Here is a 19,863-nt window from a genome sequence, read left to right on the forward strand (position 1 = left end):
GATGAGCGAGAAATTGAACGGATATCATGTCGCCTTCATCATCGTCATGATCGAGCTTGACGTAACCGTCTTCAGCCTGCCACGGATCCTCGCCGAGAATCTTGGCACGAACGGGTGGATCGGCCTGCTCCTTCTGTCGGCCATCGCTTTCGCCAATCTGGGCCTGATCCATCTGTTCCATCGCGTTGGCCGCGGCCGCTCCCCGTTCGAGGTCGCCGAACAGTCGATTCCTCGCTTACTGTTAAAGCCGGCGTATATCCTGCTCGCGGTATTTTGGATCACCATCGGCAGCTTCGTTTGCAAAAAATACGTGCTCATCTATCAGATGGTCGCCTTCCCGACGACCAACGCGAACCTGCTGTACGTCCTTTTGGCCGCCCTAGCCTTTTATTTGCTTATTAAAGGCATCTACAACATTGGCAAGGCGATGACCATCTTCTTCTATTTCACCGTGCCCGCCGCGCTGTTCGCCTTCTACTTCAAAGGACAATGGGAACTGTACCGATTTACGCCGTTTCTTCTCAAAGGCGGAACCGAAGGGCATTCCCTGAAAAACTGGCTGGAGGTGTACACCATCTTCGTCGGATACGAAATTTCGCTGTTTCTGATTCCGTTCGCGGAACCGAAATCATTGTTTAAAGGCGTATACTTCGGACATTCGCTGACAACTTCGGTTTACGTGCTGTTGATCATCGTCTCTTACGGCTTCTTTAGCTTCGAACAGCTGCAAGCCATGATGTATCCGCTGCTGAATTTGTTCTCTTATATCGAGCTGCCTTTCCTGAACCGGCTAGAGAACCTCATCTTCACGCTGTTCCTGTTCAGCAACTTGGCCTCGCTCGTGTTGTTCGGATGGATGGCGCTCATGGCGCTTCGCCGCGCGTTCCCGAAAGCGAGAAAGAACATGCTCGAGCTTATCTTAATTGCGGCCTCGCTCGGTATCGGCTCCTATCCGAAAATTTTGCGGGATTCCGAAATTATGCTGCGCGTCGTCCTCTACCTGGAAACCGCCATCGCCTTCCTGCTGCCGGCTGTCCTGCTGGTGCTGGCCGTCTACCAAGCCCGCGGCAAAACGCCCAAACCCGAAAGCGGGACGCCGGTATGAACGAAATGCGCGTATGCTGCCTGCTGCTGCTCGCACTGACCTCCGCCGCGCTGCTGCTAACCGGCTGCCGCGATGAGAAGATCATCGAACGAATGGGCTTCACGCGGACGGTTGCGCTGGATTTTCCGGAAGGCGAAGAAGACAAAACGAAGCTGAAGGTGACGATCAGCATCCCGAAATCCGAGCCCGTCAATGCCCGGATCGTCCTGACGACGATCGCGCAGTCGAACAAGGAAGCGCGCATTATGTTCTCTAGGCAGAACAACCGGCAGATCGTCAGCGGCCAGCTGCGCACCGTGATGTTCGGGACGAAGCTCGCGAAAGACGGCATATGGAAACACATCGATACGCTCGTGCGGGATCCATCGATCGGCAGCAAGGTGAACGTCGTCGTCGTGAATGGCAACGCTAACGCTCTCCTTCAGCGGACTTATAAGCAATTTCCGAGCACCGGCGAATATATCGAGGACTTGGTTCGAACCGAGCGGGCATCCACCGAGATTCCCATCTCCAACCTCCATACGTTCTCCCGGGACTATTTCGACGACGGCATCGACCCGGTCACTCCGCTCATTAAGGAAAGCAAGGAGGCGCTTAGTCTCGACGGCATCGCCTTGTTCCGCGACGATACTTACGTCATGCGCGTCGAGCCGCAGAAGTCGCTGCTGTTCAATTTCCTGCACAAAAATTTCGTCACGGGCGAGGTCGTGATGGCCATGCCGGTCCAAGATGGCGAACAACAACGGGTCATGCTCAGCTTCGTCGCCAGCAACCGCAAAATCAAAATCCGCCATCCCAAGACGATTCGCGGCGGCAAAGATATAACCGTAAACATTCATCTCAAGATACGCGGCGAGGTGCTCGAATACCACGGCAAACTAAACCTGCAGAAGAGCAGCGACCAGCGAGAGCTCGAGAAGCGGATGAAAGCCTACGTGGAGAAAGAGACGAAGCTGCTGGTAGAGAAAATGCAAAAGCAGCGGCTCGACCCGCTCGGAATCGGCCAGCATGCCCGCAACAGCATGCGCTACGCGCAATGGAAGAAGCTCGATTGGCGGGAAATGATCCCGGACTTGAAATTCAACATCACCGCGGACGTCAAAATCAAAGATATCGGCAAGCTGCAGACCTGAGTCGCCAAGCCAAGTTCGCTTCGGCCGGTGCCGCAAAACCCGATCATCGCGAGGTTCAGCTTTGGCCCGCTCCCGCATACACATAACGTGGATGAAAGGAGCGATCGCCCATGATTGAAACGAGACCGATTCCGGTCGTAGTCGTCAGCGGTTTCCTCGGCAGCGGCAAAACGACGATGCTGCTTCGGGTGCTGCAGCATGCGAAGGCGGCGGGCATGCGCGCCTCCGTTCTGATGAACGAGGTCGGCTCGGTGGACGTCGACGGCATTATGGTCAGCGGCCAGGCTGCCGCCAGCATGCTGGAGCGCGTCACGGAAGGATGCCTTTGCTGCAGCAAGAAGAGCGAGCTGGCGAAATGTCTGGAGCGGCTGGCGGAAGCGGCGCCGGACGTGATCTTCATTGAACTGACCGGGGTCGCCAACCCGGAGGAAATCGTCGAAGCGATGAGCGAGCCGCAGCTTGCCGAGCAAGTCGCCCTGCACCGGATCGTCACCGTGCTGGACGCGGAGCACGCGATTGACTATAACAGCATCTTCTCCACCGACCGCGAACTTGTACATACGCTGCGTCGGCAGATTGAGGTCGCCGACCTCGTCCTGGCCAACAAAGCGGATCTGATCTCATCCAAGACGGCGGCCAAGCTGGACAAAATGGTGCGCGACCGCAACGCCGCTTGCCAGCTCATGCTCGCGGTCCGCGGGGACGTGAAGCCTTCGCTCATCCTCGATGGCATCGAGAAGAGCCCGCTAGCGAAGCCGAAGCCGTCCTTCGGCAGCGTCCGCGTAGGCGGCGTGCCGATTGCGCCCACGCCCGGCACGCGAATCTTCGCGTCTCCGCAGCATACGGCAAGCGTCTCCGCCTCGGCATCGCAACCTTTCGCCGCCTTGCAGGTCATCACGAAGCAGCGCCAGTCGTATTCGCGCGTCAAGTCGGTCACGCTCTATCCCGGCACGGCGAGCACGGTGACGAAGCGGAGCTTCGAAGCGTTCTTCGCCGGCCGCGGCAACGGTTGCCTGCGCGCCAAAGGGTTCATGCCGCTCGGTCCCGGCGGCAGCATGCTGCTGTTCCAGTTGGCAGGCAAGCGGATCGAGTGGCAGAAGTCCGACTATGCGGGCGAGCCGTATTTCGTCATGATCGGCATCGACCTCGACCATGCCCGCATCTCGGCGGAATGGGAAAAGCTGACGAAACACTAGCGGTAGGGATGGGAAAGACCGTGGAAAGCTCGGAGGGGCCGGATGCCGCCTTCGAGTATCCACGGTCTTTTTTGCTGCTCATGTGGCGCCGCATCCTAGAACGTTCGGCTATAATAAAGAGAGCGGCTCGGTTCCGCTCAAACCTGATCGCAAGGAGTTGACCCGCCATGGGGACGATCCCCAAACTGCTCATTCTCGCCGGCGCGGCCCTCATCGTCATCGGCTTGCTGTGGGCGCTGCTTGGCCGCTTCCTTCCTCTGGGCCGCCTCCCCGGCGACATCGCCATCGAGAAGGAAGGCTTTGCCTTTTACTTCCCTGTGGTCACGTGCATCGTGATCAGCTTGGTTGTGTCCGGCATTGCGTATTTGGTGCGGTTGTTTAAATAACCTGCTTATGACCAAACATGCCCATAAACAAGAAGAAACCCCTTGATAATCAAGGGGTTTCCGTCTGTCTTACATCATGCCGCCCATGCCGCCCATGCCGCCCATGTCTGGCATCGATGGTTTGTCTTTCTCAGGCTTGTCGGCAACAACCGCTTCGGTCGTCAGGAACATCGCTGCTACGGATGCCGCGTTTTGCAGTGCGGAACGCGTTACTTTCGCAGGGTCAACGATACCTGCGTTGAACATGTTCACCCACTCGCTCGTCGCTGCGTTGTAGCCGATGCCGATTTCTTCTTTTTTCAGACGCTCGACGATAACGGAGCCTTCTTGGCCAGCGTTAGCCGCGATTGTGCGAACTGGCTCTTCCAGTGCGCGCAATACAATGTTCACGCCCGTTTGCTCGTCGCCGTCCGCTTGAACAGCGGACACTGCATTGTATACGTTCACGAGTGCCGTACCGCCACCGGAAACGATACCTTCTTCGACCGCGGCGCGAGTCGAGTTCAGGGCGTCTTCGATGCGCAGTTTGCGCTCTTTCAATTCAGTCTCTGTAGCTGCGCCGACTTTGATGACGGCTACGCCGCCAGCCAGCTTCGCCAAACGCTCTTGCAGCTTCTCGCGGTCGAAGTCGGAAGTCGTTTCTTCCAGCTGCGCGCGGATTTGGCTGACGCGAACGTCGATGTCTTTCTTGTCGCCAGCACCGTCGACAATGATCGTGTTCTCTTTCGAGATGCGAATTTGACGAGCGGAACCGAGCTGGTCAACCGTCGTGGATTTCAGCTCAAGGCCGAGTTCCTCGGTGATGACTTGGCCGCCCGTGAGAGCAGCGATGTCGCCCAGCATAGCTTTGCGGCGGTCGCCGAAGCCAGGAGCTTTAACCGCTACACACGTGAACGTGCCGCGCAGACGGTTAACGAGCAGCGTCGCGAGCGCTTCGCCTTCTACGTCTTCCGCGATGATCAAGAGCTGCTTGCCGGATTGAACGACTTTCTCGAGAACCGGCAGGATCTCTTGAATGTTGGAGATTTTCTTATCGGTGATCAGGATGAACGGATTGTCGAGAACCGCTTCCATCTTGTCCGTGTCCGTGATCATGTACGGGGACAGGTAACCGCGGTCGAACTGCATGCCTTCCACGACTTCCAGCTCCGTGACGAAGCCTTTGGACTCTTCTACCGTGATAACGCCGTCGTTGCCGACTTTCTCCATCGCTTCCGCGATCAGTTGGCCGACTTCGTCGTCAGCGGAAGAGATCGAAGCAACTTGAGCGATCGATTGCTTGCCTTCGATCGGCTTCGCGATGGCTTGCAGCTCAATTACAGCCGCTTTAACCGCTTTTTCGATACCTTTGCGGATCACCATCGGGTTCGCGCCAGCCGTTACGTTTTTCAGGCCTTCGCGGATCATCGCTTGCGCCAGAACCGTAGCGGTCGTCGTACCGTCGCCGGCCACGTCGTTCGTCTTCGTCGCGACTTCTTTCACGAGCTGCGCGCCCATGTTCTCGAACGCGTCTTCGAGTTCGATTTCCTTCGCGATGGATACGCCGTCGTTCGTGATGAGCGGGCTGCCGAATTTCTTCTCGAGTACCACGTTGCGGCCTTTCGGACCGAGGGTAACTTTAACCGCGTTAGCCAGTGCGTCTACACCGCGGAGCATCGCGCGGCGCGCGTCTTCGCCAAACTTGATATCTTTAGCCATAGGTAGTACCTCCTGAGAGTTTATAGTTGTTGAAACTTCGCTTTGTTACAAGGGCGGAGCCGTTCAAGGCTCCCTAAGTATCGTGTCCGTACGATGTATGTTCGGCAACGCCGGGAATTAGCCCAGGATCGCGTGAATGTCGCTCTCTTTCATAATCAACAGCTCTTTGCCGTCGTACTTCACTTCCGTGCCGGCATATTTGGAGAACAGGACGCGGTCGCCTTCCTTCACTTCAAGCGCGATGCGTACGCCGTCTTTGAGCGCACCGGAGCCAACAGCGACGACGCGGCCTTCTTGCGGTTTCTCTTTCGCCGTGTCTGGCAGCAAAATGCCGCTAGCCGTTGTTTCTTCTTTCGCGATCGGTTCGATCAATACGCGTTCACCCAAAGGTCTGATCATGAAAATAGCCTCCTTTTGATTTGAGTTGCAGGTTGAAATTTTTTATTAGCACTCGCAACTGTTAAGTGCTAATAACCATAACCTATAATACCGATTTTGAATTTAGATTTCAAGTGGCTGGCCGTTCATTTTACGTGAAATTTGGAAAAGCTGCCTAGCCGTGAGTACGGCCGCCGAGTACGTTCAAGTCAGCCCATTCCCCGAAAAAACAGGAGCGCCGCCGTTAACGCCGCCAATCGTGAACACCGCGAACCATTCCGCATGTAAACCTTTCGCCTACTAAAGAAGAATGCCCCTGTTCATCATTGACAGCTTTTTGTCTTTGTAAGCCTCCCTTGGGCATAGCTAGCCGTAAAAGTTTCCAACCCTGCCGGGACCGGCCGGCAAGCCCTTAAACGAGCAGCAAAAAAGCCGGCCTCATCGGCCGGCTTGCGGTTGGTTCACGTCCCAAACTCTTCTTCCCATGCGGCATCCCGCGCTTGCTGTTTGCGGTAAACGACGCCCGAGAGCAACACGCTGACTTCGTACAGCACGATTAACGGCACCGCCACAAGCATATCCGAAATAAAGTCCGGCGGCGTGATCATCGTGCCCAGAATGATCAAAATCAAGTACGCCACGCGGCGCATCTTCCTAAGCCGCACCGGCGTCAGAATCCGGATTTGCGTCAGGAACATAATGACGATCGGCAGCTCGAACAGCAGCGAGATCGGAATCAAAATGTTGAACAAGAAAGTAAAATACTGCGTAATCCCGTAGGTCTCTTCCAACCCCAGATGCCTGGACACATCGGTCGTAAAGTTGAACGCCATCGGGAAGACGACGAAATAAGAGAACGCCAGTCCGCCGATGAACAGCAGAAGCGCCATCGGCACGAAGGTCAGCGCCGCGCGCTGCTCCCGCTCCTGGAGGGCGGGCTTGACGAACGCCCACAATTGAAAGAACGCGAACGGAATGACAAGCAGGAGCGCGATGACGAGCGCGAATTTCATGTACATGCCGATGCCGTCCCATAACGAGAAGGTATGCAGCTTCATCCCGCTGACGGGCTCCTGGGACATGAGGAAATCATAGGCCGGATTCGCGAGAAAAAGGCCGATCGCAAGCCCAATAACCAGCACGATGAGCGTATAGATGATCCGTTTGCGCAGCTCGCCGATATGCTCGAACAAGGTCATGGCTAATTCCTCGCGCGTAGGGCGCGGTGTCGTATCTTCGTTCATGCAAACTCACCTCTTAACGGCCGTATTGATGAAAGCGGCCCTTGCGCTTATCCGCTGCGACAAGGTGAAACGGCATTCGCCGTCCTTGACGGCGGAGTGCGTTTCTTTCCGTAGAAATACAACATGCTTAAGCATTAAGGATGTTGTACGTATACATGCTTGCGTATTCATAAAAAAAGCGAGCTCCGATTATTCAGGGAGCCGCTTATCGTTTCTTTCCTCTTTGTCGCGGTTCACTTCGATCCGGCTTGCGTCTTTGCGCTCGCGGTCGTCGTCGTCCATCAGATCCTTCGCGCCGGCTTTGAATTCCTTCAGCGTCCGGCCAAACGCGCGACCCAGCTCCGGGAGCTTGTTCGGACCGAACAGCAGCAAAGCGACCAGCACGATCAAAATAATACCTGTCACGCCAATGCCGTTGAACATATTGTTCCTCCTAAAGTTTTTGCGAAGCCTATACTTCGCAAGAGATTGCTCCGCAGCAAAAACTGGCTTCGGAAGCATACGCTTAGTTTTTGCGAAGCTTATACTTCGCTCAAAGAATAACATCGTCTTCTATGAAACCGCGACATTCTCTCTATGTAACCTATTACCCGCTAGCACCCATGCAAACCGCCATATCCCATATCGACGATGTCGGCTCGCGTAATCACGTCGCCTGCTAGCACCCGAGGGAGCAGCACGTTGAACGACGTGTACGGATCGTGCATGACGCAGCCCGGCAGACCCATAATCGGCACGGTGCCGATATAGCCGACGAGCAGCATCGAACCCGGCAGCATCGGAGTGCCGTAGCTGACGATGTCCGCCCCCGCCGCCTTGATGGCCGCCGGCGTACGATCGTCCGGATCGACGGACATGCCGCCGGTCACTAGTATCATATCATAACGGTTATCAAGCAAATAGTGGATTTCCTTGACAATTGTTTGTCGTTCATCTGGAGCAAAACGCTGTTCGCCGATCTCCGATCCGAGCGATTCCACGATGCGGCGTACCGCGGGGCCGAACTTATCCTGTATCCGCCCGCTGAACACTTCGCCGCCCGTCGTCACCAGCCCGATGCGCAGCCGACGCAGCGGCTTGACCCGCAGCGGCCCCTCGCCGCCGTTCGTCTCCCGATATCGCGCCGCCAACTCCTCAACCATCTGCACCTTCGCTTCGTCGACGACGAGCGGAATGACGCGGGTCGCCGCGATTTGGCCGCCCGGCTGCACGACATGGTTCGTCTTCACGGTCGCGAGCGCGATCTCGCCGATCTCGTTTACCGCCTGCACGAAAGCCGGGTCAATGAATGCCAGCCCCGGCGATTCCAGATCCGACTTCACGGCCACTTTGCCTTCGTGAGGCTCCGTCATGCGCGTCCCGTCGCCTCGCAGCGCCTCGGCCATCCGCAGCGCGGCATCGTCCTCGTGCAGCTCGCCATCGCCCAGCTCCATCGCGTAAATGTGGGCTTTGCCAATATCGAGCAGCTTCGGAATGTCCGCCTCCGTGATGACATGGCCCTTCTTGAACAGCCTGCCTTTGAACTCGCCGGGCAAAATCTGCGTCAGGTCATGCGCCAGTCTGAGGCCGATCGCCTCTTCCACCGGTACCTCGCGCAGCGTCGTCCGCTTCGCTTCGCCGCTCATGCGTTGTGTTCTCCCATCCGTCCGGACAAAATGCTCAGCGCGTGGGGCAGCTGGTCCATGATCGCCATCAAATTCTCGTGCACGCCCTTGGGGCTGCCAGGCAAATTGATGATGAGCGAACGGCCGCGAATGCCGCAGACGCCGCGCGAGAGCATCGCCTGCCTCGTCCGCTGCATCGCGCCCATGCGCATCGCCTCCGCCAAGCCCGGCACCTCCCGGTCGATGACCTTCAGCGTAGCCTCCGGCGTCCAATCCCGCGGAGAAAGACCGGTTCCCCCCGTCGTAATGACGAGGTCGGCGCGGTAATAGTCGGCCATCTCAATAAGGGCGGCCATGATTTCGTCCTGCTCGTCGGGCACGATCCGGTAGTCGACGATATCGCCGCCGAGCTCTTCTTCCACCAGCTCGCGGATCACCTGTGCGCTCGTATCTTCCCGTTCACCCCGCGAGCCTTTGTCGCTCGCCGTCAGCAGCGCTACTTTCCAACGCATATGATGCTCTCCCCCTGTCGCTTCGAGATTTAGCCGTTCGGCTGATGCGCATAGTCGCCGTTCTTGCCGCCGGTCTTCGACACCAGATGCGTCGGCCCGATGACCATGTCCTTCTGCAGCGCCTTGCACATGTCGTAAACGGTAAGCGCCGCGGCGGAAACCGCGGTCAGCGCCTCCATTTCGACGCCCGTTTTGCCGGTGGTCTTCACGGTTCCTTCTATATATAGCTCGCCTTCGCCGTTATCGCCGAACACCAGATTGATGCCCGTGAGCGGCAGCGGGTGGCACATCGGAATCCAATCGGACGTCTTCTTTGCCGCCATGATGCCCGCGACTTGGGCAACCGCCAGCACGTCCCCTTTGCCGATCGTGCCCGCCTTGATCCGCGACAGCGTGTCCGGATTCATCGTCACGGTCGTGCGCGCCGTAGCCGTCCGGCTCGTAATCTCCTTATCGGAGACGTCGACCATCCGGGCGCGTCCTTGTTCGTTAAAATGGGTTAGCTCCACGAGCACCCGCTCCCTTCCTTCGCATTGGGCGTAAACCTTCTTGTTCCGCATTCGGTCACGATCGCGTCCATCCGCGCGTCATGCGCTTCCATCGGGACCGATTCGACCAGCTGCATGCCAAAGCCGAGTCCGATCCATGGCGGAATCGCCCTTCCCGACGAAGCCGCCGCCATCGCGATGCGCTCCCGGAACCTATCGTAGTATCCGCCCCCGTAGCCGAGCCTGCCGCCATCGCCGTCGAATGCCAGCCCCGGCACCACAACAGCTTGCGGCATCATCCTCGCGAGATCGACTCGAGCTGCCATCGCAGGATCCGGCTCCATGATGCCGTACGCGCCCGGAACCAGCATGTCCAAGCCCGAAATCGCGTATAGCTCCATCGACCGGTCCGCCGGGATGCACCGGGGGACGATCACCGTCTTCCCGTTCTTGAATCCCCACTCGAGCAGCGGCGCCGTATCCAATTCGGAGCGGAACGCGACATAGGCCATAAACCGCTCCGCGCCGCATTCCTCCAGCAATCGCACGGCATGGGCGCATGCCGCTTCCGACCAGGCCGCGCGCTGCTCCGCCGGTATGCTTTTGCGCAGATCGGCCAGCCTCGCGCGTTCCGCCTTCTTCCATTCGTTCATCTTTCCCCGCCTAGCCGGCGTCGCCTCCCGAACGCAAGGCACGCCCTCTCCCTTTTGCACGCATTGTTTATTAAGTGTACCACTGTTGCCCATTTTTCGCCAATGGCCCGCAGGAGGGATTCCCCGGCGCCTCATCGCGCGCGACGGCGTTGTCGTTTCGCGGAAGATTCGGTACACTTAAGGAAAATGCAAGCAAAACGCAAGCCAGATCCGGAGGTTTAAACGATCATGCTTCTTCAAGTATCCGAAATATCCAAAAATTACGGCGCTCAGCCGATTTTATCAGGCATTACCTTTCAAATCCTTCCCCGCGAGCGCATCGGCCTCGTCGGCGTCAACGGCGCAGGCAAGTCGACGCTGCTCAAAATCATCGCCGGCGAAATGTCGTATGATTCCGGCACCATCTATAAGGCGAAGGAAACGACAATCGGCTATCTCGCCCAAACGAGCGGCCTCCAATCGGAGCGGACGATCGAAGCGGAGATGCGCGCCGTCTTCGCCCATCTGATCGACATGGAACAGGAGCTCCGCGCGCTCGAGCAGCGGATCGCCGATCAGGCTCAATCCGGGCAGGACGCGACGGCTTACGAGGACATGCTGGACAAATACGCCAAGCTGTCCGATAGGTTCCGCGAGCAAGGCGGCTTCGAGATGGAGACGCGCATCCGCAGCGTTCTTCACGGCATGGGATTCGGTCATTTTCCGAAAGAAACGCTCGTCTCGACGCTCAGCGGCGGCCAGAAGACGCGGCTTGCGCTCGCCCGCATCCTGCTGCAAGCGCCCGATCTGCTCATGCTCGACGAGCCGACCAACTATCTCGACATCCCGACGCTCACTTGGCTCGAAGATTATTTGCGCGGTTACTCCGGCGCGGTCCTCGTCGTCTCCCATGACCGGTATTTCCTAGACGCGGTCGTGCAGGCGATCGTCGAAATCGAACGCCACACCGCCAAGCGATATACCGGGAACTACAGCCGCTACATCGATCTGAAGGCGGCCGAATACGAGTCCCAAATGAAGCAATACGAGAAACAGCAAGATGAGATCGCCAAGCTGGAGGATTTTATCCAGAAGAATATCGTGCGCGCTTCGACGACCAAACGCGCCCAGAGCAGACGTAAGGCGCTGGATCGGATGGATCGGCTCGACAAACCGATGGGCGACCTGAAGAAGGCGCATTTCTCGTTCGAAATCGAACGGCAGACCGGCAACGACGTCCTGGACGTCGGCAGTTTGTCGATTCAATTCCCCGAGAAGAAAGGCCCTCTCTTCAGCAACGTGTCGTTCCAGCTGAAGCGCGGCGAGCACGTCGCGCTCATCGGCCCGAACGGCATCGGCAAATCGACGCTGCTCAAGGCGCTCGTCGGCCAACAGCCGCATCAAGACGGCACGATCAAATGGGGCACCAACATCAAGCTTGGCTATTACGACCAAGAGCATACGGCGCTGAATCCGTCCAATACGGTGCTGGAAGAACTGTGGAGCGCCTATCCGGGTCTCGAGGAAGTGCGCATCCGCACCGTGCTCGGCAACTTCCTGTTCAGCGGCGAAGACGTGCTCAAGCGCGTCGGTTCGCTCAGCGGCGGGGAGAAAGCACGCGTCTCGCTGTCGAAATTGATGCTGGCCAAAGCAAACGTCCTTATTCTCGACGAACCGACCAACCATTTGGATCTATTCAGCAAGGAAGTACTGGAGGGCGCTCTGCTCGATTATGACGGCACGCTGCTATTCATTTCCCATGACCGTTACTTCCTGAACAAGATGGCCGAGCGCATTGTCGAACTCACGCCGCAGGGCACGGAGCATTTCCTGGGAAATTATGACGAAATGATTGAGAAAAAGCGTGAAATGGATGAGCTGCTTCAGGAATCGCTGTCGCAAACGGCGGCAACCCCGAAAAAAACCGTCGCTTCGCCGGAATCCGCCGCGCCTTCGTCGTATGAAGCCGACAAACAGGCGAAACGCGAGGAGCGCAGCCGCCAGCGCAAACAGGAGCAGCTCGAAGCCGATATCGCGCGCCTGGAGTCGGAAATCACTACGCTTGAGGAGCAGCTTGCCGATCCGGACGTATTCAACGATTACGTGCGCATTCAAACGATTCAAACCGACATCGACACTCGGAAGACGCAACTGCAAGCAGCATACGACCAGTGGGAGGAACTTCTCGCATAATGTCTCACGCGCAGGTCCCGACGCTTATCGATGAACAGTAAAAAAAACGCCGCCCGCGATCGACATGGACGGCGTTTTTTGACGTGCAAAAGCATGTGAGGAGCCGGAACGGCCGCCGACGGGATCGGATGATGCCGCTGGATATACGACGCCAACCGCTCTCCCTATGGCGTGGGGGCGAATAGAACGCAATAGCAATTCTATGCGTTGGCTTTATGAGTCAAGCTGGCTGGCGATCGGATCCTAATATTGCCTGGAGCCTCGTTATTCGTCGCGCCGTCAGGCGAATGATGCGTGAAGCTTGCAAGCGACTTGCGTGCCGGATTGTCGCTATTGGTCGTTCCGGTGGCGAATGTAGCGCTTGATTGAACATGCCCGCGATCGGCTCGCCGGTATACGAATTGAGCTCTTCCGCGACTCTTGCGTCGCTCTTAGTCTGGATCGTTAGTTGAATTGAGCTGGATGACGACTTGAGCGTCGTTATTTGGTCGCGCCCATGGACGAATCGTGCTCGTTTGCGACCTAACCGAATGCAAAGAACGCGCCGTTTCCCTCAGGAGGGAGAGACAGCGTGTCTTTAACTAACCCGGGCGAAACCGACACAATACCGCGTCGTGTTTACCGGTTAAGCGGCAGCATATCCGCGAATTTCGAGCCCATGGTTGTTTTCATTTTAAACTCGGTTACTCCAGACGATTGCTTACCCGATCCGAAGGTTAACATGTAAGCTTGCGACATCGCGTATCTTGAATCCCCCTAAATCATCCTCTTATGGCTGCGGCAAATTCGACAAAACAACCCCATCATAAATGTCGAAAGTTTCAATGGCGCCATCTTCCGGGTAACGATTCTTCTCGCTATGCGCAGAATTAGTTTAGATGGCGAACAACGGCATCTATCCCCGTTTTCCACAGACTTATCCACATCTTCACATGAATTGTTATGCAATTCTGGCTTGTACCGCGATTCCCTAGTGCTTGATTCCTAGCCGTTTTTTGGCGATTGATGCGATATCCAAAAGTTAAGCCGATTAATTACACCCATTATCCACATTATCCACAATTGGCCTGTGGGAAACTTATCCCCCCGTTGTTCACATTGGCGATGCCCGTCGTTGCCAGTTTTTTCACGCTTATGCACAGACATTCCTAAATTATGTGGATAACGTTGTGGATAATGGTGGGGGCTCCGAATTGGATCACGCCTGAGTGAATGCACAAGCGCAAAAAGCCCGCCGCAAGCGGGATTCATCCCCTTGCAGCGGGCTTTTTGGTATCACCGTCAGACGGCGCCTTGAGTATCATCCCGGCGAGCCGGGTATCGGCTAACGATCGCTTGCGTCGCCTGCCGACCCGCAAGCGCTAGTCGCGAACCGACCAACCTTCGAGCGAGAACGACGGCTCCGCTTTCATCTCGAGCGCCGTGAACTCTCCCTGCTTCCACTTCAAATGCGCGGCCGCGCCGATCATCGCCGCGTTGTCCGAACAGAGCGCCATCGGCGGGGCGAGCAGCGGCACGCCCTCCGCTGCGCAGCGGTCCGCAAGCGCGGCGCGGAGGCCCCGATTGGCCGCTACGCCGCCGCAGAGCAGCAGCTGCCGTGCGCCTTCGGCATGAACGGCGCGCAGCGCCTTCGTGACCAGCACGTCGATGACCGACGCTTGGAACCCGCGCGCCAGCGCCGGCTTGTTCAGCTCCTGACCTTTCATTTTCGCCTGGTTGACGGCCGCCAAGACGGCGGATTTGAGCCCGCTGAAGCTAAAATCGTACGAATCCGGCTCCAACCATGCGCGCGGCAGCTCGATCTCGTCCTCCGCTTCCGCTGCGAGGCGATCTACGTGAGGACCGCCCGGATACGGGAATTGCAGCGCGCGCGCGACTTTGTCGTACGCCTCGCCGACCGCGTCGTCGCGCGTGCGCCCGATGATCCGGAATTGCCCTTCCCGCTCCAGCGCGACCAGCTCCGTATGGCCGCCCGACACGACGAGCGCGACGCTCGGGTAGACCAGTTCATGGACCAGCTGGTTCGCGTAGATATGACCGGCGATATGATGCGTGCCGATCAGCGGAATGTCGAGCGCCATCGCCAGCGTCTTGGCGGCCACGATGCCGACCAGCAGCGAGCCGACCAGCCCTGGCCCTTGCGTAACCGCGATCGCGGACAGGTCCCGAAGCTCGATGCCGACTTCGCGTACCGCCTGCTCCATAATAATCGTAATCGATTCGACATGCTGCCGAGACGCGATCTCCGGCACGACTCCGCCGAACTGCTCGTGCGTCTCAATCTGGCTGGAGACGAGATTGACGAGCACTTCGCGGCCGCCGCGCACGATGGATACGCTCGTCTCGTCGCAGCTTGTCTCTATCGCTAGTATAAGTTCATTCGTCGTCATGCATGTCCCCGCCCTCATGTTCCAACTCCGCCCACATGATGAGGGCATCCTCTTGATTATCCGAATAATAGCCAGGACGAATACCCGAAGGCTCGAACCCCAATTTGCGGTACAGCCGCTGCGCGACTTCGTTCGACACCCGAACTTCGAGCGTCATGCGGGCCGCGCCGAACATGACGGCCGTCCGCTGCAGTTCCGTCAGCAGCCGCTCGCCGAGCCCCTTGCCCCGGTAGTCGTCCCGGACGGCGATATTCGTAATATGCGCCTCGTCCATAATCGTCCACATGCCGCCATAGCCGATGACTTCCTCTCCGTAGGCCATGACCATGTATCGGGCAAAATGGTTCTTGGTCAGTTCGTTCACGAACGCTTCGCTCGTCCAAGGACTCGTGAACGCTTCCTGCTCGATGGCCACGATCTGCGGAATGTCCTGCAGCTGCATCAGTCGAAAAACGAGCTTGTCTTCCTCGATCGCGTTCACTGCCCGCTCCCTCCTTCGGCCGCGGCCGCTTGCCGGCGCGCGCGGAGGTTAACCTCGGCTTCCGTCAGCTGCGTATAGTTCGGAATGAACGCGTGCACGTCGTCGGATTCGCCGGCATTCAGCCGTCTTAGCCCAAGCTCCGCGATCGCTTCGCCTTCCATATCGAATGGTACGAGCCGGCATGTCACGCCGCTCGCCCGAAGCAGTTCGCCCAATCGGAGCGCTTGCGTTTCATGCACCGTCAAATCGCCCGCGATCGTGATGACGGCGGGCCGATCGCCTTCCAGCGCCAGCTCCGCCAGCCGGTCGACCCAATCCGCCATCAGCCGGTTGCCGTCCTCGGCCAATCGCGCCCATTCGCCCGTTGGCTCGTCCGCGAACAATGCCGTATACGCCTGACCTCGCCGCGCGTCCATGATCGGCACGAACCACCGCGTCCCTGCAAGGCGTTCTTCCTCGCCGATCCCGCGCTCCTCCGCCCGGGAAGCCCCGAACGCGAGCGCCTCCAGCGAGGATATGCCGACGAGCGGCTTATTCCACGTCCAAGCGAGCGTCTTGCCGAGCGTTACCGCGATGCGCATTCCCGTATAAGAGCCCGGCCCTTGCCCGACCGCGATACCGTCCAGCTCGTCCGCCCCGACGCCGTGCTCGGCGAGAAGCGTCTTCACGTGCGATACCGTGAAGACCGAGTGGTTCCGCTCCGCCATCGACCGGATGCTGCCGAGCACGCGGCCGCCCTTCACGAGCGCGCAAGCGAGCGCCGCCGTCGACGTATCGAGCGCCAGCACCGTTCTCCCTCCGCCCGCGTCCGTTATGGGCGATAAATTCGATTCTGTCATTCCTTGTCCGCTCCCATCTCCGCTAGTTGGCCGCACCAACCCTCGTAGGGGGCGCCGATGCCCGTTAGCGTAATAAGCCGGGCTTCGTCCCCCAGGTGTTCGATGTAGACCTCGAGCCGTTCGTCCGGGAGGAGTTCCCGAATCAAGCTGGCCCACTCGACGATCGTCACGCCTTTGCCGAAAAAATACTCGTCCAGCCCCAAATCGTCCGCCTCCTCGACCGATAGCCGATAGACGTCCATATGATAAAAAGGCATGCGCTCGCCTTCGTATTCCTTAATGATCGTAAAGGTCGGGCTGTTCACGACGCCCTGCACGCCGATCGCCTGCGCGAACGCTTGCGAGAACCGGGTCTTGCCCGCGCCCAAGTCGCCGTCGAGCGACAACAGCGCCCCGGGCTCCGCCCAAGACGCGAGCAGCGCCGCCAGCCGGATCGTATCCGCTTCGGACGCCGCATGCCATACTACGGTATTCGTCATCTTCATCATCCTTTTCGCTTCGGCGCGCCATATCCGAGGCCGCGGCCGCCTGCGTCGTTATCCGTTAAAATGATTATATCCGCGCTTGGCGATCTCGTCGCGCCGGCTCGCACTTCCGCCAGCGCCGCGATCGCGAATGAGCGCGACTCCGGCTGCGCCGGCTTCGGCATGGCCGATGACGTACATCGGCAGCCCTTCGGCCGCCAACGCCGCGCGCGCCGCCTCTGCGTCATCCGGCCGGATCGTGCCGAGCAGCACGTAGTCCTCGCCGCCGTAGAGCATCCACTCCAGCGGATCGACGCCGCGGCGATGCGCGTAAGCGGTCATGCTGCCGCTATACGGCAGCTGCGACTCGCGCAGCGCGAGGGTTACGCCCGAGGCCGCGGCGATCTCCCACGCCTCGCTCGCAAGCCCGTCGCTGACGTCGTTCAGCGACGTCACCGTGCCGCGCGAGGCGAGCAGCCGCGCCGCGCGCACGGACGGCAGCGGGCGGCGGTGCGCCGCGACGAGCGCCGCCGTACCGTCCGCTTCCGCCGCGGCCAGCGGCACCGGTTGCCCGTCGCCCCGCCCGGCCGCGGCGAGCAGCCAATGCAGGCCGGCCCCGGACATGCCGACGGGGCCGGTCACGAACACGGCGTCGCCGGGCGCTGCGCCCGCCCGGCTGATCGCCGCTCCGGCCTCGACGGTACCCGTCACCGTCACGGCCACGACCATATGCGCCGGCGACGACGTCGTGTCGCCGCCCACGATCGCGACGCCGTAATGATCGGCGCACGCGTACAGCCCGTCGTAGAGCCGCCCGACCCGCGCCGGCTCCCACGTCTTCGGCACGCTCACGGAGATAAGCGCGTGCCGGGGCACCCCGCCCATCGCCGCGATATCGCTCACGTTCGCGGCCAGCGCCTTCCAGCCGACGTCGGCATCGCCCATCGTCGCGTCGTTGAAGTGGACGGTCTCCACCATCGTGTCGACCGCCAGCAGCCACTGCGCCGCTCCGCCCGCCGCATCCGGCGGCGTCTCCACGACGGCCGCGTCGTCGCCGATGCCGATCACGACGCCCTGCTCCCGCAGCAGCGCCGGCCGCTGCCGCTCTCCCGTCCATAAGCGGATTCTCGCAAACTCGTCCAGCATAGAAGCCCCCTGATCTTGATCCTTGGGCAGGTCCGCGGCCGATTGGTTCCCTGAATGCCGCCCTCTCCCGCGCGGCTTCCGCCCGTGAAAGGCGAACATGCCCCGCAATGAGAGAAGCGCCGGTTCGGCGCTTCTCTCCTTCATGCCCTATTCGTTGACCTTATTATATCGGTCCGCCCCATTAGCCGCAACAAAAGGCGGGCGGCCCGCTCGCTTACGCCGAGGGTGCCGCCCGCCTGATCGTCCCGCCGAATAGCCGGCGGTCCGCGATGCTAGTGAATATCCCGCTTCTTGAACCGTCCGCCCTTCACGTCGTGAATGTTGCCGACCGCGAGGAAGGCGACGGGATCGAGCTCGTGCACGATCGACTTCAGTTTCGCTTCCTCCAGACGGGTGATGACGCAGAAGATCACTTTCTTCGATCCGCCGGTGAAGCCACCCTCGCCGTGCAAATAAGTGACGCCGCGGCCCAGCCGGCTCATGATCGCTTCGCCGACTTCCACCGCTTCTTCGCTGATAATCCATACCGACTTCGACTCGTCGAAACCTTCGACGGTCACGTCGATCATTTTGAACGCTATATAGTAAGCAATGAGCGAGTACATCGCGCTGTCCCAACCGTAGACAAAGCCCGCGCTGCCCAGAATGAACAAGTTTATGAACATGACGAACTCGCCAACGGAGAACGGCAAGTTCTTGCTGAAGAGAATGGCCATGATTTCCGTCCCGTCCAGCGAGCCGCCGAAACGGATGACGATGCCGATCCCGATGCCGAGCAGCACCCCGCCGATAACCGGCGCCAGGAACGTGCTCTCCGTCAAGGGGTCGACGTGATGCAGCAGCTGCGTGCCGATAGACATCACGATGACGCCGTACAGCGTCGATAAGGCAAAGGTCTTGCCGATCTGTTTGTAGCCGATGACAAGGAAAGGCAAGTTAAGGATGAATAGAAAAATACCTAGCGGCAAATCCGTGAGATGCGCCAGCATGATCGAGATACCCGTAACCCCGCCGTCGATGACCTCGTTCGGAACGAGGAAGATCTCCAGCGCGACCGACACGATCGCCGCGCCCAAGGTAATAAACACGACCCGACGAATGATTTCCAGCATGGACAACTTACCGTGTTGTATTTTTTTAGCCATATCTTACCCCCTATTTTCTTTTGATTTATCTTATTATAGCTGATTTTTGCCGATTTTCCAAGCAAAAGTATCGTTTTTCCAGTATTAAAGGTTTGTTATCTTCATTTTTCACGCGTTTTCGATGGTTTTCTTTATTGCGGTGAAATTCCGAAGAGACTATTCTTTTGAAAGCAACGAAAATCATCGCACTCCCGCCAAACAAACCGGCAACGCGCCGGACACGCCAAAAAACCGCACCTCCATGGGAGATGCGGTCGCATCAAGCAGCCTTGCGCCAGTCGCGTGCGCAGATAGCTCAAGGGCGCTGCTGAACCGGTGCTTAGAACATCGGGAACACGTATTGCACGAGGAAATACAGCAGGCCGAAGAATATGACCACGTACGCCGCGTATTTAATGAAAGTCGACGCCACCATGCTCGAATCGTGCTTTTTCTCCACATGACGCTCCTCAATGTCCACATTGCGATCTACCATTGCCATTTCGCTCATCTCCCTTTTGACCCAGCGCTCAGACAGTTCAACCGCCCTTCGCCTTATCGGGTATCTTGTAATCGCGAATCTTCTTAGGCATTTGTACCCGTCGTGGAATAGGCGTAAACAAACCGCAGGCGGGAGGCGCAGGCGGGAGAACGACCGGAACGAGGTTCGTGCAGATCGCCGGACGAGAGTCCGCGTCTTTAACGCTCGGGGGTATCATTTTGTCATCCGCACGTAAAAAACCGCTCCGGTTGCCGGGGCCACTGAAAAAGTCCGTCTCGTAGGAAAAGGTACAGACCTTCAAGAAATTTGAAGAGGCTGTACCTTTTTTGCTTTATAATAGAGTCATCA

General features: G+C 58.5%; 20 protein-coding genes. 5 read left to right on the plus strand and 15 right to left on the minus strand.

Annotation, left to right across the window (positions count from 1 at the left end; all coding sequences use genetic code 11):
• The first annotated feature begins 1 nt into the window (after position 1).
• The 4 genes from BCM02_RS32940 (at position 2) to BCM02_RS32955 (ending at position 3,820) form a co-directional block, all read left to right on the plus strand.
• Positions 2 to 1,105 carry a GerAB/ArcD/ProY family transporter gene (locus tag BCM02_RS32940; protein WP_187434545.1) on the plus strand — a complete coding sequence of 368 codons (1,104 nt, stop codon included), beginning with the start codon at positions 2 to 4 and terminating at the stop codon, positions 1,103 to 1,105.
• On the plus strand, positions 1,102 to 2,238 hold the full coding sequence (locus tag BCM02_RS32945; protein ID WP_187434546.1) for a Ger(x)C family spore germination protein: 1,137 nt from the start codon (positions 1,102 to 1,104) through the stop codon (positions 2,236 to 2,238). Before BCM02_RS32940 ends, BCM02_RS32945 begins: the two co-directional genes overlap by 4 nt.
• A 110-nt stretch (positions 2,239 to 2,348) precedes the next feature.
• Positions 2,349 to 3,434, plus strand: coding sequence for a CobW family GTP-binding protein (locus BCM02_RS32950; protein ID WP_148933375.1), 1,086 nt, complete (start codon positions 2,349 to 2,351; stop codon positions 3,432 to 3,434).
• A gap of 167 nt (positions 3,435 to 3,601) precedes the next feature.
• Complete coding sequence (locus BCM02_RS32955; protein ID WP_148933376.1) at positions 3,602 to 3,820, plus strand: DUF2905 domain-containing protein; 219 nt, start codon at positions 3,602 to 3,604, stop codon at positions 3,818 to 3,820.
• A 69-nt stretch (positions 3,821 to 3,889) separates the two neighbouring features.
• Here BCM02_RS32955 and groL read toward each other — a convergent pair whose 3' ends face one another.
• From groL to BCM02_RS32995, 8 genes are all read right to left on the minus strand, one after another.
• Positions 3,890 to 5,518 carry a chaperonin GroEL gene (gene groL, locus BCM02_RS32960; protein ID WP_148933377.1) on the minus strand — a complete coding sequence of 543 codons (1,629 nt, stop codon included), beginning with the start codon at positions 5,516 to 5,518 and terminating at the stop codon, positions 3,890 to 3,892.
• 117 nt (positions 5,519 to 5,635) lie between these two features.
• Positions 5,636 to 5,917, minus strand: a complete 282-nt coding sequence (gene groES, locus BCM02_RS32965) for a co-chaperone GroES (RefSeq protein ID WP_148933378.1) — start codon at positions 5,915 to 5,917, stop codon at positions 5,636 to 5,638.
• Between the two features lie 440 nt (positions 5,918 to 6,357).
• Positions 6,358 to 7,140: a twin-arginine translocase subunit TatC gene (gene tatC, locus BCM02_RS32970; protein ID WP_187434547.1), complete on the minus strand. Its 783-nt coding sequence runs from the start codon at positions 7,138 to 7,140 to the stop codon at positions 6,358 to 6,360.
• Positions 7,141 to 7,329: 189 nt separating this feature from the next.
• A complete protein-coding gene (locus tag BCM02_RS32975) occupies positions 7,330 to 7,563 on the minus strand; it encodes a twin-arginine translocase TatA/TatE family subunit (RefSeq protein ID WP_148933379.1) in 234 nt (77 codons plus the stop codon).
• Between the two features lie 170 nt (positions 7,564 to 7,733).
• Positions 7,734 to 8,765, minus strand: a complete 1,032-nt coding sequence (locus BCM02_RS32980) for a molybdopterin-binding protein (RefSeq protein WP_148933380.1) — start codon at positions 8,763 to 8,765, stop codon at positions 7,734 to 7,736.
• On the minus strand, positions 8,762 to 9,256 hold the full coding sequence (locus tag BCM02_RS32985; RefSeq protein WP_148933381.1) for a MogA/MoaB family molybdenum cofactor biosynthesis protein: 495 nt from the start codon (positions 9,254 to 9,256) through the stop codon (positions 8,762 to 8,764). Before BCM02_RS32985 ends, BCM02_RS32980 begins: the two co-directional genes overlap by 4 nt.
• Before the next feature lie 29 nt (positions 9,257 to 9,285).
• The gene (gene moaC, locus BCM02_RS32990) at positions 9,286 to 9,765 is read right to left on the minus strand and encodes a cyclic pyranopterin monophosphate synthase MoaC (protein ID WP_148933382.1); all 480 of its coding nucleotides are present in this window, start codon (positions 9,763 to 9,765) and stop codon (positions 9,286 to 9,288) included.
• A complete protein-coding gene (locus BCM02_RS32995) occupies positions 9,756 to 10,397 on the minus strand; it encodes a 5-formyltetrahydrofolate cyclo-ligase (protein ID WP_148933383.1) in 642 nt (213 codons plus the stop codon). Before BCM02_RS32995 ends, moaC begins: the two co-directional genes overlap by 10 nt.
• Positions 10,398 to 10,625: 228 nt before the next feature.
• On the opposite strand from BCM02_RS32995, the gene BCM02_RS33000 reads away from it, so the two are divergent.
• Positions 10,626 to 12,569 (plus strand): ABC-F family ATP-binding cassette domain-containing protein, encoded by a 1,944-nt coding sequence (locus tag BCM02_RS33000; protein WP_148933384.1) that lies wholly within the window; start codon positions 10,626 to 10,628, stop codon positions 12,567 to 12,569.
• Between the two features lie 1,361 nt (positions 12,570 to 13,930).
• Here the strand turns inward: BCM02_RS33000 and tsaD are convergent.
• From tsaD to BCM02_RS35585, 7 genes are all read right to left on the minus strand, one after another.
• Positions 13,931 to 14,959 (minus strand): tRNA (adenosine(37)-N6)-threonylcarbamoyltransferase complex transferase subunit TsaD, encoded by a 1,029-nt coding sequence (tsaD, locus tag BCM02_RS33005; protein ID WP_246183666.1) that lies wholly within the window; start codon positions 14,957 to 14,959, stop codon positions 13,931 to 13,933.
• Positions 14,946 to 15,440 carry a ribosomal protein S18-alanine N-acetyltransferase gene (gene rimI / locus BCM02_RS33010; protein ID WP_281288270.1) on the minus strand — a complete coding sequence of 165 codons (495 nt, stop codon included), beginning with the start codon at positions 15,438 to 15,440 and terminating at the stop codon, positions 14,946 to 14,948. Before rimI ends, tsaD begins: the two co-directional genes overlap by 14 nt.
• On the minus strand, positions 15,437 to 16,279 hold the full coding sequence (gene tsaB / locus BCM02_RS33015) for a tRNA (adenosine(37)-N6)-threonylcarbamoyltransferase complex dimerization subunit type 1 TsaB (protein WP_148933386.1): 843 nt from the start codon (positions 16,277 to 16,279) through the stop codon (positions 15,437 to 15,439). The genes rimI and tsaB overlap by 4 nt, the downstream gene beginning before the upstream one ends.
• Positions 16,276 to 16,767, minus strand: a complete 492-nt coding sequence (gene tsaE, locus BCM02_RS33020) for a tRNA (adenosine(37)-N6)-threonylcarbamoyltransferase complex ATPase subunit type 1 TsaE (protein ID WP_425466216.1) — start codon at positions 16,765 to 16,767, stop codon at positions 16,276 to 16,278. Before tsaE ends, tsaB begins: the two co-directional genes overlap by 4 nt.
• 48 nt (positions 16,768 to 16,815) lie before the next feature.
• Positions 16,816 to 17,889 (minus strand): thiamine-phosphate kinase, encoded by a 1,074-nt coding sequence (thiL, locus tag BCM02_RS33025; RefSeq protein WP_148933387.1) that lies wholly within the window; start codon positions 17,887 to 17,889, stop codon positions 16,816 to 16,818.
• A gap of 272 nt (positions 17,890 to 18,161) precedes the next feature.
• Positions 18,162 to 19,034 carry a YitT family protein gene (locus tag BCM02_RS33030; protein ID WP_148933388.1) on the minus strand — a complete coding sequence of 291 codons (873 nt, stop codon included), beginning with the start codon at positions 19,032 to 19,034 and terminating at the stop codon, positions 18,162 to 18,164.
• A gap of 319 nt (positions 19,035 to 19,353) precedes the next feature.
• On the minus strand, positions 19,354 to 19,515 hold the full coding sequence (locus tag BCM02_RS35585; protein ID WP_187434550.1) for a hypothetical protein: 162 nt from the start codon (positions 19,513 to 19,515) through the stop codon (positions 19,354 to 19,356).
• Positions 19,516 to 19,863 lie beyond the last annotated feature (348 nt).

This window comes from Paenibacillus methanolicus, assembly GCF_008124765.1.
Taxonomy (GTDB): domain Bacteria; phylum Bacillota; class Bacilli; order Paenibacillales; family Paenibacillaceae; genus Paenibacillus_Z; species Paenibacillus_Z methanolicus.